The 14,714-nt window shown below is 60.2% G+C and carries 15 protein-coding genes and 2 pseudogenes; 1 reads left to right on the forward strand and 16 read right to left on the reverse strand.

The features are described from left to right. Nucleotides 1-38: 38 nt before the first annotated feature. Nucleotides 39-1,244: an RHS repeat domain-containing protein gene (locus ACTOXK_RS06270; RefSeq protein ID WP_482276822.1), complete on the forward strand. Its 1,206-nt coding sequence runs from the start codon at nt 39-41 to the stop codon at nt 1,242-1,244. A gap of 130 nt (nt 1,245-1,374) precedes the next feature. Here the strand turns inward: ACTOXK_RS06270 and ACTOXK_RS06275 are convergent, their stop codons facing one another. The 16 genes and pseudogenes from ACTOXK_RS06275 to ACTOXK_RS06350 form a co-directional block, all read right to left on the reverse strand. Beyond that, entirely contained in the window at nt 1,375-2,286 is a 912-nt protein-coding gene (locus ACTOXK_RS06275; RefSeq protein ID WP_482276823.1) for a hypothetical protein, read from the reverse strand. Beyond that, nucleotides 2,286-3,323, reverse strand: a complete 1,038-nt coding sequence (locus ACTOXK_RS06280) for an ATP-binding protein (protein ID WP_482276824.1) — start codon at nt 3,321-3,323, stop codon at nt 2,286-2,288. The genes ACTOXK_RS06275 and ACTOXK_RS06280 overlap by 1 nt, the downstream gene beginning before the upstream one ends. A gap of 140 nt (nt 3,324-3,463) precedes the next feature. Further along, a complete protein-coding gene (locus ACTOXK_RS06285; protein ID WP_482276825.1) occupies nt 3,464-4,387 on the reverse strand; it encodes a hypothetical protein in 924 nt (307 codons plus the stop codon). 137 nt (nt 4,388-4,524) lie between these two features. Next, the gene (locus ACTOXK_RS06290) at nt 4,525-5,454 is read right to left on the reverse strand and encodes a hypothetical protein (protein WP_482276826.1); all 930 of its coding nucleotides are present in this window, start codon (nt 5,452-5,454) and stop codon (nt 4,525-4,527) included. A gap of 190 nt (nt 5,455-5,644) precedes the next feature. Continuing rightward, nucleotides 5,645-6,112, reverse strand: a complete 468-nt coding sequence (locus tag ACTOXK_RS06295) for a low molecular weight protein-tyrosine-phosphatase (protein ID WP_482276827.1) — start codon at nt 6,110-6,112, stop codon at nt 5,645-5,647. Between the two features lie 498 nt (nt 6,113-6,610). Further along, entirely contained in the window at nt 6,611-7,537 is a 927-nt protein-coding gene (locus ACTOXK_RS06300; RefSeq protein ID WP_482276828.1) for a hypothetical protein, read from the reverse strand. Then, nucleotides 7,537-8,520: a hypothetical protein gene (locus tag ACTOXK_RS06305; protein WP_482279876.1), complete on the reverse strand. Its 984-nt coding sequence runs from the start codon at nt 8,518-8,520 to the stop codon at nt 7,537-7,539. The genes ACTOXK_RS06300 and ACTOXK_RS06305 overlap by 1 nt, the downstream gene beginning before the upstream one ends. Next, nucleotides 8,520-9,230 (reverse strand): LytR/AlgR family response regulator transcription factor, encoded by a 711-nt coding sequence (locus ACTOXK_RS06310; protein ID WP_482276830.1) that lies wholly within the window; start codon nt 9,228-9,230, stop codon nt 8,520-8,522. Before ACTOXK_RS06310 ends, ACTOXK_RS06305 begins: the two co-directional genes overlap by 1 nt. Nucleotides 9,231-9,391: 161 nt before the next feature. Continuing rightward, entirely contained in the window at nt 9,392-9,733 is a 342-nt protein-coding gene (locus tag ACTOXK_RS06315; RefSeq protein ID WP_482276831.1) for a zinc-ribbon domain-containing protein, read from the reverse strand. A 66-nt stretch (nt 9,734-9,799) separates the two neighbouring features. Then, nucleotides 9,800-10,630 carry a hypothetical protein gene (locus ACTOXK_RS06320; RefSeq protein ID WP_482279254.1) on the reverse strand — a complete coding sequence of 277 codons (831 nt, stop codon included), beginning with the start codon at nt 10,628-10,630 and terminating at the stop codon, nt 9,800-9,802. A 43-nt stretch (nt 10,631-10,673) separates the two neighbouring features. Beyond that, complete coding sequence (locus ACTOXK_RS06325; RefSeq protein ID WP_482279253.1) at nt 10,674-11,963, reverse strand: hypothetical protein; 1,290 nt, start codon at nt 11,961-11,963, stop codon at nt 10,674-10,676. Nucleotides 11,964-11,998: 35 nt separating this feature from the next. Beyond that, nucleotides 11,999-12,253 carry a hypothetical protein gene (locus tag ACTOXK_RS06330; protein WP_482276883.1) on the reverse strand — a complete coding sequence of 85 codons (255 nt, stop codon included), beginning with the start codon at nt 12,251-12,253 and terminating at the stop codon, nt 11,999-12,001. Nucleotides 12,254-12,298: 45 nt separating this feature from the next. Further along, a pseudogene (locus ACTOXK_RS06335) lies at nt 12,299-12,361 on the reverse strand (zinc-ribbon domain-containing protein); the annotation flags it as partial. 14 nt (nt 12,362-12,375) lie between these two features. Beyond that, nucleotides 12,376-13,740: a YARHG domain-containing protein gene (locus ACTOXK_RS06340; RefSeq protein ID WP_482276881.1), complete on the reverse strand. Its 1,365-nt coding sequence runs from the start codon at nt 13,738-13,740 to the stop codon at nt 12,376-12,378. 168 nt (nt 13,741-13,908) lie between these two features. After that, nucleotides 13,909-13,971, reverse strand: a pseudogene (locus ACTOXK_RS06345) (zinc-ribbon domain-containing protein); the annotation flags it as partial. Nucleotides 13,972-13,978: 7 nt separating this feature from the next. Continuing rightward, nucleotides 13,979-14,698, reverse strand: coding sequence for an N-acetylmuramoyl-L-alanine amidase (locus ACTOXK_RS06350; RefSeq protein WP_482276834.1), 720 nt, complete (start codon nt 14,696-14,698; stop codon nt 13,979-13,981). Nucleotides 14,699-14,714 lie beyond the last annotated feature (16 nt).

The raw sequence follows: 14,714 nt of genomic DNA on the forward strand, positions 1-14,714 counted from the left end.
CCTCTGAGCATCTTGCACCTATTGAGAAGGAGGACATCATGACCCTAGCCGCCCTGAGCCGCCTGCGCGCGCTTCCCACCATCGCGCTGGCCCTCATCCTAGCCGTGGCGCTCGCCGGCTGCTCCGCATCGGAGCCTGCCGACAAGACCGCCGCTCCCGCCCCCGCCGAAGAGCCGGCAACTCCCGAAGCCCCCGTTGAAGAAGAGGCCGAGGAGCCGGAGCCGGAAGCCCCCGCCATCGACAAAACGCAACTGGTGACAACGGTGACCGAGTACTTCGACGGCATGGATGAGCCCGTTGTCTCGAAGGCCACCTATGGCGACGACGGCCGCATCCTGACCTACGGCAACGGCACCGAAGAGCGGGCGTGGACCTACGACAATGAGGGTCGCATCCTAACGGAGCGCGTCATCGCAGAATCCGAAATGGCCCCGCAGGATCGCCTGACCACCTACACTTACGGTGCCGACGGTGCTCTCGCCGAGACCCTCGTGGAAGATCATGCGCCCGCTGTGTACATCAATGCAGAAACGGGCGAAATGGGAACCGACCCCGCCTTGGGAGAACTGATGCAGGAGGCAGGGGAAAGCTCTCGTACCCAGTGGACATTCTCAGAGGATGGCAAAGAGAAGAAGGGCGAGACCTTCACCCTCGATGGAGCCCCCGTCGAAAGCGCCATCTATTATTACGACGAGGATGCCCGCACCGCCTACGACACATTCTCCACCGACCCCCGGTTCCTGGGCCAAATAACCCCCTCAGCGCACCCCATTCGCACGGAATCCTTCGATGCCGAAGGCAACAAGATCGGTGAAAGTAGCATCACCTACGATGCCAACGGAAACAGGACATCCACCAAGGACGTCAGTAACGGCGCGACCTACGAGCTCACTTCTACTTACGATGAGGAAGGGAACCAGACTTCCTCCACCTATAGCGAAGACGGCATCAATATGAGCAGCGAAACTACCTGGACTTACGATAAAGCAGGGCGGCCGATTTCCTCGAAAACAACCTACAGCGAGAATCCCGATCCGCAAATGGAATTCTTCACCTACGATAGCAAGGGCCGCCTGAAGGCCACGGTGTCCCTGGTGCCCATGATGGGGTATGACGAGAACGGCAATCCTACCGTCGAAGAGGCCATGGTGAACTGCACCGTATACGATTACCTCGTCGACAACGAGGAGCTTTCCGCAACGCCGCAGCAGCTCATGGATGAGGTTCGGGCGCAGGCCGCCTAGAAAAGGCTCGCAACCCAGCCCACTGAGCGCACCGTTCCATCGAACGGCATCGCACCTTAACCCCCAAGCCGCCCCTTCCCCATGTTCGCACGGGGAAGGAGCGGCGTTCGTTTTCCAGAGACCCGTCGGCCTACCGTCCCACCAGATCCCGCGCTCCCTCCAGGTAGCGGTGGGCCTCGGCGTAGTCGCCGCCGTCACAGAGGGCGCGCACCACCGACTGATGGTTGCGCAGGTCGTGGCGCAGCCGTGCCGTGTCGTCCAGGAGCCGCTGCATGGCCGCCAGCTCGCCGAGGTAGGACCCCACTTGCGCCTCCAGCAGCGCCGCTTCCATCTCTGCGCGACGCTGCCTGAACGAGCGGTCCATTTGCACGAACAGCAGCACATCGGCCGCCACGCAAAGTCCGAGCAATGCCGCCAGCGTGACCATATAGGCCCCTTCCCCCTCTGTCACATCGAAGGCGATCCACACCATGGTGTAAATGAGCATCATCTGAATCAAGGGGAACAAAGCAGCCCACCGAAGCCACGCCGTCCCATGCTTTGCCCCCGCAGAATCTTCCTCAAGGGGAAAGAAGCGGAGACAGAGCCAGCGAAGCCCGTTCATGATAAACGCAAGCGCCACCATTTCCGCGACCACGCTGGCCATGAACTGATGAGCATGGATGAATGCCAAATGGTTGTCCATGATCTGAAGGCCCGTAAGGCCCATCCACACCACGGCCGCCACCAACTCGGCCGCCGTCTGCATGGACATGCATAGCACGCAGATCACGATGCGACGAAGCAAGCGCCCCCGGAGCAGCAGAAGAGGAATCACAAGAGAGCCAACAGTGCCGATGACAATACGCAACGGGACAGGATAAAGGGGCTTGAGGAACAGCGTCACCGCCTGGTAAACGATCTCCACGGTCCAGAACGTGCGCGCCGAGCGGGGCGGCAAGACCCTTGTCATCAGCGCCAGGTAGACGAACTGCGCCGACAGGCCGCAGAAGGCGTTGACGAAGAGGTTCTCCGGGGAGAGCAGCAGGGCGACCGCCTCCATTACAGCACGTCCCCGACCGGCTCCAAGTCATCCGCAAGGCGCGATGGCGCCGAGGCGGTGACCGCGCCAGCGTTGGCTCTCATCGCTGCGGGAGCAGTCGCGTTGCCCACACGCATGAGAACCGTGGCGCAAAACACATCATCGCCCTCTATCTCGCATTCCAGCGTGCCGCCATGGCGCTGGGCAATACCGGAGATGATGGACAGCCCCCATCCGTGGGCGTCGCTCCAGGTGCGCCGACGGCGATGGGACTGCCGCTCAGATTCCTCCCAGGCAATGCGGTCGGCCTCGGCAATGCTGTTGCGAGCCTCTATGACCAAATGGCCCTGACGCACATGGGAGCGTAGCGACACGAAGGGCTCGATCCGCTCCTCAGTCGCGCCCGCTGTAGCGGCATCTTCGCCGCCCGCTCCCACCGCAGTCGCCTCGCTTTCCCGCGATCGCAGGGCGGCGGCCAGCCCGTTGTCCGCCAGATTCGCGATCACGGCGCACAGTTCCACCGCCGGCACGCCCACATCGTAGGGAATCTCCAGGGAAAACTGAGACCGCACGCCGGCGTCCTCGCAGGCCTTCGCCTTCATGGTGGCCACGGCATCGGCCGAGCGGTGCTCGCACAGGCGATAGGCCGTCGAGCCCATGAGATTCACCGCCCGGGAGAGCCGCTCCTGGGCCGCAACCTCCTCCTTCTCCCGCAGCTGTCGCACCGCCTCCTCAACTTCCGCCGCCACTTCGCGCCGCAACGCCATGATGTCCTCCATGTCGGCGGTGATCTGCTCGCGATAGGCCACCTGCACGCGCTCCTGCTCCTCCAGCATGCGCACCCGCTCGCGCAGAATGTCGGCTTCCTGGGTCTTGCGCACTTCGCGGAACAGCTGAAAGTCTACGGGGATGCTGGCCAGCGCGAGCAGCCCCACCGCCCATAGGTATCCCTCGGGAAGCTGCAGCCGCACAATCCAGATGGCCGACACCACCACCATGACAAGCTGACTGGCCGGATACAGGAAAAATGCGACGCGACGGAGAATCGAACGGTTCATAAGCGAGACCTTTCTCGGAATGGGCGGAAACGGTAACGGGACGACACGGGGAATGGGGAACGGTTGCATGGCGAAGAGCACACGGTTGCGGCGATTCTCGCGAAAGCGCAGATCGCGACAAGCGGTGCAGCGGCAACGCCTCACGAAGAGCGCAGCGGCTCGACCACCTCCTCGAGGTAATCGCGGGCCGCAGCGTATTCCCCGCGCTCGCAGAGCGTTCCCACGACCGACTGGTGGTTGCGCACGTCGTGGCGCAGCCGCGCCGTATCGTCCAGCAACGCCTGCACGGCCGTCGATTCGCCCAGGTAGCCCGACAGCCGCTCTTCCAAAAGCGCCGCCTCCAGCTCGGCGCGACGGCTTTCCGCCGAGCGGCTTATCTGCACGAACAGGAACGCGTCCACCGCGAAGGCAAAGGCCAGCAGGGCCAGGGCAACCCCCACATAGGACGCCTCCCCGCGCGTGAGGTTGAAGGAGACGGTGAGCAGGATGAACACGAACGGCACCTGCAGGATCGGCAGCAGGGCGATACGGCCGAGCCACGAGGGGCCCGAGCGGCCGACCGTCGCCGGGGCCGTGTCATCGGGGAAGAAGCGACGGCAGAGCGCCGCGACGGCCAGCAGCCCCGGCACCATCACCGAACCGTACCCGATGGCCGCGCACAGAAGGAAGGCCTCGCTGTGGGCCAGGGCCAGCGATGCGTCCATGACCTCCAAGCCGGTCAGCTGCAGCCAGACCACGGCACTCACCAATTCACTGGCGGCCATGAGCACCATGCCGATGGCGCACACGACGACGCGCCGCACCACGGGCCCCGACAGCAGCAGAACCGGCAAGAGCACCGACAGCGCGATGCCGATGACCCCCGTGACCAGCGGCGGCAGCACGATTCTCAGCAATGCCAGGGGCAGGGAGACAGCGGCGATGGCGGCCCAGTAGCGCACCTTCGATTTCGGGGGCATGGCGCGCTGAATCAGCCACGAGTACAGCAGCTGAATGGGCCATGCGCAGCACAGCGCCCGAAACAGATTCTCCGGCATGGCGATCGTCGCCAGAAAGCCGTCCATGAAACCCCTCCTCGAACATTTTCCGCACCTTCATCCTGCGAGACGCCGCGCCCCTCCCCCGCGCCGGCGCCCTCAACCGGCTCGCCTTCCCAGAGCACGCGCCCCGACTCCCTCAAGTCCCTTGGCCCGAGCGAGCCCTAGGGACCCAACAGCCCGCGGGCCCCTTCCAAATACTCTTGGGCCTCCCGGTACTCCCCCTGATCGCAGAGGGCCCGCACCACGGACTGATGATTGCGCACATCGTGGCGCAGCCGCGCCGTATCGTCCAGCAACGCCTGCACAGCCGCCGATTCGCTCAGGTAACCCGACAGCCGCTCTTCCAGAAGCGCGGCCTCGATGGCCGCCCGCTGGCTTTCGGATGAACGCCGAATCTGCAGGAAGAGCAGTGCGTCCACGCCCGCGCACAGTCCCATGAGGGCCACGGACGCGATAACGAAGGAAGGGTCGCCCCGCGTGATGTTGAAGCAGATGCCCAGAACGACGAATATGAGCGGCACCTGCAACAGAGGGAAGAGCGCGAGCCGGCGCATCCAAAGAAGCGACAGGGCCTGCACCGCCCGGCCGTTCCGGAGCGCCGCATCATCGGGAAAGAAGCGGTGCACGATGCGCCCCATTCCGATCATGGCGGGCGTCATCACGAGCCCGTAGCCCACCACGCCCATGAAGATGAAGAGCCGGGCATTGGCGAGGGCCATCTGCTCGTTCATCATGTCGAGGCCGGTGGAGGAAATCCAAATGCCAGCGCCCACCAGCTCGGCCACCGCCATGAGCACCATGGCCAGCGAGCACACAATGATGCGCCGCGGCAACGAGCCGCTCAGAAGACAGACCGGAAGCACCACCGACTGGAAGATGCCCAGCAACGCGCGAATGTCGGGCGGATAGAGCGGGCGGAACAATATGAGCCCGAGGGACACTGCGATCACCGTGACCCAGTAGACCCGTTTCGATTTCGGCGGAATGATGTAGGCGAGCAGACCGTCGTAAAGCATCTGGATGGGCATAGCCATGGCATACCCCGTGAAGAGGCACGCCGGCGAGAAGATCGTAGACAGGATGTCGTGCATGGCCCCTCCCGATTAGGATGACGATCCTACTCAGTATATCCCTGACAAATCGTCAACACGTAACCGAGAGTTACAATGAGGCACCGCGCGGGCCGCACGGGAATACGGCAACGCCATCCCATGGATCCCCATGCACCCATACCCCCGCAGCCGCCTGAGTTGCCGTCGGCACGTTGCCCCGCCAGGCCGCCTAGCGTCCCAGATGCGCCAGCAGCCCCTCGCAGCCGGCGAGCACGTCGTCGTAAGTGGTCTCGAAATCGCCTGTGTACCAGGGGTCGGCCACATCGCGCGTAGAGCCGGCGAACTCCAACAGCTTGTGAATCTTGCCCTCGGGATCGCCCCCGAGCATCCGGTTCGTGTTGCGAATGTTCGCCTCGTCCATGCCGATGATCAGGTCGTAGCCGTCGTAGTCGCCCCGCGTGAGCTGCCGGGCCCGCTTGGCCTGAAAGCCGCCGACGCCATGGGCCCGCAGCATCCGCTGGGTACCGGGGTGCACGGGATTGCCGATCTCCTCCGTACTCGTCGCCGCCGACTCAATATGGAACTCATCGGCCACCCCGCGGGCGGCCACCATATCCTTCAGCACGAACTCAGCCATGGTGGATCGACAAATGTTCCCGTGACAGACGAACAGAACGCGATGAGGAGTCTGGGCCATGGCGAAATCCTTTGTGAACGAAGATGACCTCCCCATTTTCGATGAGTTTTCCAATTTCCGTGCTAGAATCTCGGCCACGTGCCGGCAGAGTCCGCGCGGGCGGTGCTTCGAGAGATTGGAGTGCTGCCATGGAGAGTATTCTTTTTGCCGCTGCGGCGGTCGCCACAATAGTAGGCTTTCTTTTGGAGGTCTGGCGGGAGTTGAAACCCACGCGAACGGATGACGAAGGGAGAAAGAGAAAGGGCCAGCGCTAACTGACCCTTCATTTCGACTATACCTGCGCCGCCCGTGAACCCTGAGTTTTGCCGCTGAGGAACGGGCTTTGCTGGTACGGTCCTATTATAGCTCTTTGCGAAGCACTTGGGAACCGCCCCGACCACGTCCTCCAGATTTTTTAGGCGATCCGCGCCTCGGAAAAACAGGTCTTGGCCCACAAAATCCAAGCAACCTCGTCGAAACCCAGAAAGCGTAGCTGCAGTGCTTCCGCCTATCTTCCGCCTATTCCCCGGTAAGGCGGTCGGCGAACTCGTCCAGGTAGGCCTCGGCCCGCTCGTACTCGCCCCGCTCGCAGAGGGCCTCCACCACCATGCGGTGGTTGCGCAGGTCGTGGCGCAGGTGGGCCGTCTCGCCGAGCAGGGCCTGCACCCGCTCCGAGCGCCCGAGGTAGTCGCCCACCCGCTCCTCCAGCACGGCGGCCCGCACCTCCTCCTGGGCCTGGGCCACCGAGCGGCCGATCTGGACGAACAGCAGCACGTCCACGGCTAGGCACAAAATGCCGAGCAGCGAAACGATGCCAACCGACCCCTCCTTCCAGTGGAGCACATCGAAGCCGATCTCCACCACGACGAAGAACAGCGTGAACTGAAGCACGGGAAACCACAGGTACTTGAGCACCCAGGCGGAGGGAATGCCGCGCGATCCAGTTGCACGAGAGGTCTCAGTCGGCAAAAACCGATGAACTAGCCATCGGATACCCGCCGCCAGGAGGAACATCGTTCCCCCGTGCCCGACAATCAGCGTAATCAGGTAAACCGGTAAATAGCTCACGAGCACATTGTTATCCACCACGCCCAACCCTGTGATGGACACCCACCCCACCATGCACACCAGCTCGGCCACCGTCTGGGCGACACCGGCCAGGGCGCACACGAAAACACGGGTGAAGAGCGAACCGCGCAGCAGGGGAATGGGCAAAAAGACCCCGACGGTCACACTGGCCGCGAGCCGCGGCAATGCGGGCATGACCGGTTTCAGGAACATGAAGAATGCCGTGCAGACAAGCTCAACGAACCAGAACACTTCCTTCGATCGCGGAGGAATAATCCACGTCAGAAGCGCGAGGTACACGGTCTGAATGAGCATGCCCCCGATCATGTTGACGATGAGGTTGCCTGGGTCGAACAGGGCGTCGTTGATACCGTTCATCAGCGCGCGCCTTCCCACTCCCCCACGGTCGGCTCCAACCCCAGGGCCACCGTGGCCCGGAAAACACCGTCGCGCACATCAGTGACCAGGGCGCCACCGTAGCGGGCCGCCACAGACGACACGATGAAAAGTCCCCACCCATGGGATGCCACCGAGCGGGGGCGCCGTCGGCGCAACCCGGCGGACTTCCCAAAAGCGGTAGCATCGGCAGGACACACCGGATTCTGCGCGGTAATCACGAGATACCCATCGCGCTGCTCCGCCGTCAGGCGCACGTAGGGAGCCGGCTCATCCCCAGAATGAGAATCGGCGGCGGCAGTCGTCACGGGGTCGTTTTCCGATCCCGCCCCAATCCCCTCAGCTCCCGAGCGCCCCTCCCGTGCCCGCACCGCCGCAGCCAGCGCGTTGTCGACAAGATTTCCCAGCACGGCGCACAAATCAACCGCAGAAACGGGAACGTCTCGGGAAATTTCCAGGGCAAACTGCGGATCGATGCCCGCATCGCGACAGGCCTGCGCCTTCATAGAGGCCATGGCATCGGCGGAGGGATGATCGCATTGGCGGTAGGCACCATCGCCCATCAACTCCAAGGCCCGCGAGAGACGGCGCGAGGCGCCGCCCCCGTCACGGGCGGCAATCATGGCCCGCGCCTCGGCTACCTCCTCAGCCACGCGACGCCGCGCCATCCGAATGCCCTCCTCATCAGCGAGCAGCTTCTCCTGATAGGCTGCCGAAATGCGCTCCTGCTCCTCGAGAGCCCGCACGCGCTCGCGCACGCTCTCCACTTCGCAGGTGCGACGCACCTCGCCCCGCAGCCGCAGGCTCAGGGGCACGCATAACACCATCAACACCACGAAGACAACGGTCAGCCACGGCGACAGGCGATAGAAAAACGTCCAGCCAATGCCGACGACGGCAACGATCAGAAGGCTTGCGGGAAACAACACGAGGGCAATACGCTGCAAAAAGGGCACGGGAGCCATCACCGCCCCAAATTCCCGAAGAAGGCTTCGCGCACTTCACGCTTCCGCCGTTTACTCACAGGAACCACCTCGCCGGAGCGCAGCACGAATTCATCGGGATCAAGCCGCGCCACATGGGCCAGATTCACCACAAAGCTCTTGTGCGTGCGCACAAAGCCCCGGGGCAGGGCACCCATAATGTCGGGGATAGTACCATAGGTGTCGTGCACGCCATCGACCGTGTGAATCTCCAATTTCCTCAACCGACTTTCGATGAAGGTGACCTCCCCACAGGGAACGGCAATGACCGTATGGCCATGCTTCACCATCAGGTTTTCCGAAGCCGTATGCTTAAGGCCCTCCACCGCCCGCGCGAGGGCCCGATCGAAATCGACCTGGCAGATGGGCTTGGTCAGGAAGTAGACGTGATCGGTCTCGTACACCTCGGTACAGTACTCGATATAGCCCGTAAGGTAGATGACCTGGGTGGCACATCCGCGCCCGAACAGCTCGCGCACCGCCCGAATACCATTCGCTTGATCGTTATCGCCCAACCGAATGTCGGCGATCAGCACATCGCAGGGAGCGCCCCCCCCCCGAAGGATTTTCAGCTCGGCGCTGTTGGCCACCCGGGTAATGGAAAACAGCGAACCCAGCGGGCTCGCCTCAACGGCCCTCTGTGCTTCTTGGGCCGCCTCCTCCATATCGTCCATGATGACCAGCGAGTACATGATGCCCTCTCATCCTCCTTACACCCATACGTCATAATCTACCACAAAGAGACCCCCCCCCAGCAAGGCATTGGCAGAGGGGATGCCCGCTTCTAACACGAAGTGGCCCGTTCGTGACAAACACCCGTCAATGGACGCCGCCACGCAGCCCCATGCGCTCCCTAGATGCCCAACCAATGGTAGCTCTCGGCGCAATCGTTGCAGATATGCACATCGTATTCCGCGTTGTTGTAGCCGGGCCCGAAAAAGCTCTCGCCGCAGAACTCACAGACGTGGAACTGGGTGAGCACGAGAATTATCAGTCCGATAATCACGACGCCGACAATCGCCACCTTCATAGTTGATTTGGTTTCCGCTCTTTCGGCTTCTTTCGCCGCCGCCTCCGAGTTGCCCAGCACCGCAGCGGCCCCAACCGACCCCGCGCTTCCTCCCAGATCCTCCCCACAAGCCGCGCAAAAGCGCGAGCCATCGGGTAACTGCGTACCGCATTGCTTGCAGAACATAATTGATTCCTTTCCAAAAAGTCCAAATACGTTAGCCCTGGCGTTCGGGCTCCCCCGCGCATCACTTCACATATCGGGCATTTCTATGTCATAGGGAAGACCTTTGGGCATATCGGCTCGAACAATTTCCGCCCCACTCCGCAAACCATCAAAATACTCTTCCCAAGCTTCAGAATCACTTTCGGAGCCCAGCAAGACTTCTCTCAATTTTTCGTCTTCAACCTGTTCGCGTAGCGCGCCTTCTCGATATTCCTCCTCCGTCACTCCGGAAGCGTCTAGCGCCTCCAGATAGGCCTCCTCAGATTCAAATTCAGCCTTTACTTCGTCTAGTGCCTCCTCGATTTCTTCAGGCGTGATTTTGACCTCATATTCAGCGCAGAGCTGTTTCTTCAGTTCCAAATCGATGTAGTAATTGACAACCTCGCTCCTTACTATTTCTGGATCCCATTCGTTATACTGCATCCAACTCACCCAAGCTGCGTCCTCGATCAGATCGCTGTCCAAACGGAACTGCGTCACATAGTCGGTGATGACGGATTCCCGGATTTCAACCCCATTTACGGTGGCAGCAACTGGAGAATCATCGGTTGCCCCACTGTCTACGTTAGGGGATTCGCCATCCTCATCCGATAAGACATCTTCTGTGGGAACCGCTTGATATGCACCATCGGAGTTTTCCGCAACAGTGGCGGTCCCTGACTCCGCCATCTCGAAAAACAACACAGCGATAACCACCAGACCCGCAGCGCATACTCCGGCCAGTCCCGCTACAAGCCTTGACTTATGGGGCTTGCGAGACGAGCTTGCCATAGATGCATTGCTGTCGCATTGGCAACCGCATCGAGGGCAGAATTTCGCACCGTCAGAAATCGCGCCCCCACAGCGAACACACTTCATAGAACACTCCTATCGGATCAAATCCAGAGAAGAAGCAGCTGTCTCAAATTACAATCGTACCCGTCTCGTCTATGCACCGCCAGTCGCCATCCACCTTCAGCCATGCGCGATTCTCGTAAAAGGGCGTTCCTTCCTCCCCGCGAACATCGCCAAGCGTGTTCCCGTTCACGTCAATGTAGTAGCCCTCTTCCTCGACGGGATTCTTTCCCGCGGGATCGGGCTTGTAGAAAAATGCAACTGAAGTAAGTTCGCTATGTTCACCAGATCGAATGGGATCGAACATTTGCGTTCCGCTTTTATCGATAACGGTAAGATACGTAGCAGCCTGCTCGTTGCTCAGCATCACAAGGCAGTAATCTCCGTAGGCAAAAGCATCCCAAGATATCATGCCATCCGGATCGGTTAAGTATTTCGCAAGAGGCATAGAACTGATATCCAGAACCACCTCTCCCTCGACATTCTCAAATTGGCCATGCCCTGTATACAACATATTGCCGCAGGCAAAGTACTCCTCCCGATCCTGGAGCTTTGTGGTGCTGAACCCCCCGTAGGTGTGACCGCTCATAAACGTGTCTGCTTCGGGAGTACGCCCCAACAATTCGCCGGTTCGATACAGGAAGATCCCCCTCTCGCTCAGAGGCAGCCAATACCTGCTTCCAGCTGGATCGCTATCCATATCCCAATTCTTCGCTTCATCGATAGACAACGGCTCTACAACCCAGTTGCCCGCAACATCGATCGCCCCCGTGAGGCCGCCCGTGAAATCGAAGGTGTCAATGATAAAATTCACGCGGAGATAACCGGACCATTTCCCGTAATCAAAACCGCCTACCGTTACATTCGTCACATCCTCCGACCCGTAAAGTTCATATGCCTTGTTCCACCCATCAGTTTCCAAGGTCCAGAGAGGATTGCCCTCTTTATCAATCATTGCAACGAAGTCCCCGTGATTATCGTAAGCCAAGGCGGCGCCATTGCTGTACTCAGAAATGCTCCCGTATTCGGTGTCTCCTTGCTGAAGAAGAATCTCCCCCTCGGAGTTCACAAGTATTCTGTCGTCGGCAGTTTCCACCCATGCACAGCCGTCAGAGAAATCACTCACCTCTTCTATAGCCGAAGCATCGATCATCTCTTTCTGAGGCGTTGAAAATTCAGCGTCTTCACCAGCCCCTTCCTCGATCTCCGACGAAGACGACTCCTTTATGGTCTCGCTTACACCCGACGGACCCGTCATAGGCATTTGGGGCTGTGTCTTCTGACAAGAAACCATAGCCCCTAGGGACAAGGCGAGCAAAACACACGGGACGACTGCCGCCACTTTCTTAGCCATCATCTCTCTCCTTCCAAGAATACTCAGTAGCTACATCGCTATATCGTTAGGAAGTCGTTCTCGACGACGAAGGGGGCATTGCGGGAACCGCAGTCAGTGCAGAGGAAGTCGTAACCGTAGGCGCGGTAGGATTTCCCGAAGAACGGTGCACCGCAGTAGTCGCAAACGTGGAACTGAGTGAACACCAGGGCGATGGCCATGAGGATAGCTGCAACGATGGCTATGGTTTTGGCCGCTGATCCCTTCTTCTCTGGTGCCCCCATCGTCGCACCGGCCGTAGAGCCGACAGACATTGCGGCAACCCCAGCTGGCTGTGCGCTCATTCCCCCTAAATCCTCTCCGCAGGCCGCGCAAAAGGCCGCTCCATCGGGCAGTTCGGTACCGCAAGTTTTGCAAAACATACGTTCCTCCTTCTCTATTTCGCCGTTACCAGATACGGCGAGTTATGCGCCATCTCTATGGCGTGCATCGTCTCGATATTCTCAAGCTCTATCTTGTTGAACTGGTTGGGTAGCGCATCGAACTCCTCGGGCGTGTACTGCTCGGAGTACCACGTGCGCGTGGCGAAATGCTCCACGAGGTCCTGGTTCTTGAAGCCACGGCCATGGCGGGCGAATATCTCGTTGCGTGCCAAATACAACTCCCACAGAGACATTTGCTCCAGCTCGCTCTCGGAGTACACCCTCGAGGCGCTATCGGCCAAGATATAATCGTCGGTGTGAGCCTGGGTTGAGAAAGAGTCAACCGTATCGACCGGCACATATTCGAAAGTCGTCTCCGCCTGGATCGTGTCTTCCGTTCCATAAGTCGCCCGAACGCTGCGATAGACATCGGTGGCGTCTTGGCACTGGGAGGTAAACACCACACGCAGCATGGAGAGCTGATCCTGGTAGATGGCATCGTATATCGCACGCAAGGAGACAGCCACGTCGCGCTCGTTCACCTCGTAGTAGCCGCCATGGCACAGCTGGGCCAGATCGTCCAAAAGTCCATACTCCACATCATCACCAATGCCGATGATGTACACGGGAATGCCCGTCATGCGCGACAACTCGGCCACGTCTTCCGCGCTGTAGTAGCTCGCATTCTCGGCACCATCGGTGAAGGCGATAACCATGCGCGCGCCACTCTTTAAGTTTGTTCTCTGAAGAGCCCAGTACAGAGCATCGTTGAGCGCAGTTTCCCCGCCGGGCTCCAGAGCATTGATAGCACTCGCCAACAGTTCTTTACTTTCCGTGAAAGGTTGGCGATTGCTGACAGTATCGTCGAAAGCCGTAACTTCCGCTTGGGCTCCTCCTATTGCGAGAAGCTCGTCGACGAATCCCAGAGCCGCGTCCTTGGCACCGTCCATCTTCCCCATCGCATCCATGGAGCCGCTCTGGTCCACCACCAAATTGATGCTCATGGGGTCACCCTTGGCGAACGCAGCAAGCTGCGTCACCGTTGCAGCTCGTTCGGTGCCGTCGGCCCCCACTTCCACAATGCGCATATTCTCGCCAGTAAGACCCGCGGCGGGCGAGCCGTCCTCAGCCAACAACTGGGCGTACAGCGTCACCTCAGGAAACGAAGAATTATCTATCTGCGAGATAACGAAGTCGAATTGCTCCAACGCTTCCTCGGGAGCAGTGTCCGCCAAAGCATCATGAGCGCCTGATGCTTCTTCTGCTGACGTCGATGCGTCCTGCGCCCCCTCTGGCATCACACCGACGCGAGGGCCGACGAAGAACACCAGGGTGCCTGCCATGGCAACCAAAACCGCTGCGATCAACCCGATTGCCACATTCCGAGAAGGAACTCTTTTTGATGGTTTAGGGGCCGGCGATACCTGTGGGCTAGAAGAAGCTGAGATGCCACGCGTAGCGGAAGACGCGGGAGCAGTAGACGGGTCGGAACGGAAACCGCCAGGAGCAGCCGCCCGTGAGGGAGAGGGAGCCTTCACCGTGGGCGCACCGCATCGGGAGCAGAACTTGACATCATCGGGGATCTGGCCCCCGCATTTGATACAAAACATAGAACCCCTATTCGTGCACTCGGTGGCTTTGGTAGTTTTGCAGATAGCCTGCAAATTCTTCAGACGTATCGGAGTTGCCCGAGCGCCACGCTTTGTGATCGACAATGTCGCTCTCGAACCCGTAGTAGGCGTCGATGTAGGCGATAAGGCCGTCCACTGCCTCAAGCTGTGCGGCCGGATAGTCGCCCTCTCCTCCCCTATGCACCATCTCGATGCCGACGGACCAGGCGTTCAGCGCATAATCGGGCGCCCAGGATCCGATGGGCACCGAGCCCTTCATGTCATCACGGCCATCCTCGTCGATGCCGTACAGCTCGTTATGCCCCGCATCTCCGTAACCGGCATGGTGTGCGATCTCATCGAGGGGGACACACTGCACGATGGAGCCGTCCTTGCCCACGACAAAATGGGCTGCGACGAGATTGCCGTTCGAGTCCCACCAATCTACTACCGAACCAGGGCTTCCGCCGCCCTCGGTGTCATGTAGCACGATGTACCGTTGATGGGCGGCCGTTTTCGGTCCATGGGAAAGCGATGGTCGAAAGTCCTCGACAATTCCAAGCTGCGTTTTAAGAGAATCCTCGCTGGAAGCGACCCCAGAAGTCGGCCTCTCCCTCTCTTGAGTGCCCTTCTCCGCTCCGTCAGCTCGTGGAGCCTCTCCGTTTAGCTCCGCCGCCTCTTCCCCGCTCTGAATGACATCCGACACGGCATCGTCGTATCGTTCCACCTGAATTCTCTCATCA

This window comes from Adlercreutzia sp. (assembly GCF_056795635.1).

Bases quoted from the DNA above. Each gene is read 5' to 3' on its own strand.
- ACTOXK_RS06315 (WP_482276831.1), bottom strand. From the start codon at position 9,733: ATGTTCTGCAAGCAATGCGGTACGCAGTTACCCGATGGCTCGCGCTTT.
- ACTOXK_RS06275 (WP_482276823.1), bottom strand. From the start codon at position 2,286: ATGGAGGCGGTCGCCCTGCTGCTCTCCCCGGAGAACCTCTTCGTCAAC.
- ACTOXK_RS06280 (WP_482276824.1), bottom strand. From the start codon at position 3,323: ATGAACCGTTCGATTCTCCGTCGCGTCGCATTTTTCCTGTATCCGGCC.
- ACTOXK_RS06320 (WP_482279254.1), bottom strand. From the start codon at position 10,630: ATGAAGTGTGTTCGCTGTGGGGGCGCGATTTCTGACGGTGCGAAATTC.
- ACTOXK_RS06325 (WP_482279253.1), bottom strand. From the start codon at position 11,963: ATGATGGCTAAGAAAGTGGCGGCAGTCGTCCCGTGTGTTTTGCTCGCC.
- ACTOXK_RS06300 (WP_482276828.1), bottom strand. From the start codon at position 7,537: ATGAACGGTATCAACGACGCCCTGTTCGACCCAGGCAACCTCATCGTC.
- ACTOXK_RS06290 (WP_482276826.1), bottom strand. From the start codon at position 5,454: ATGCACGACATCCTGTCTACGATCTTCTCGCCGGCGTGCCTCTTCACG.
- ACTOXK_RS06270 (WP_482276822.1), top strand. From the start codon at position 39: ATGACCCTAGCCGCCCTGAGCCGCCTGCGCGCGCTTCCCACCATCGCG.
- ACTOXK_RS06310 (WP_482276830.1), bottom strand. From the start codon at position 9,230: ATGTACTCGCTGGTCATCATGGACGATATGGAGGAGGCGGCCCAAGAA.
- ACTOXK_RS06305 (WP_482279876.1), bottom strand. From the start codon at position 8,520: ATGGCTCCCGTGCCCTTTTTGCAGCGTATTGCCCTCGTGTTGTTTCCC.
- ACTOXK_RS06295 (WP_482276827.1), bottom strand. From the start codon at position 6,112: ATGGCCCAGACTCCTCATCGCGTTCTGTTCGTCTGTCACGGGAACATT.
- ACTOXK_RS06330 (WP_482276883.1), bottom strand. From the start codon at position 12,253: ATGTCTGTCGGCTCTACGGCCGGTGCGACGATGGGGGCACCAGAGAAG.
- ACTOXK_RS06285 (WP_482276825.1), bottom strand. From the start codon at position 4,387: ATGGACGGCTTTCTGGCGACGATCGCCATGCCGGAGAATCTGTTTCGG.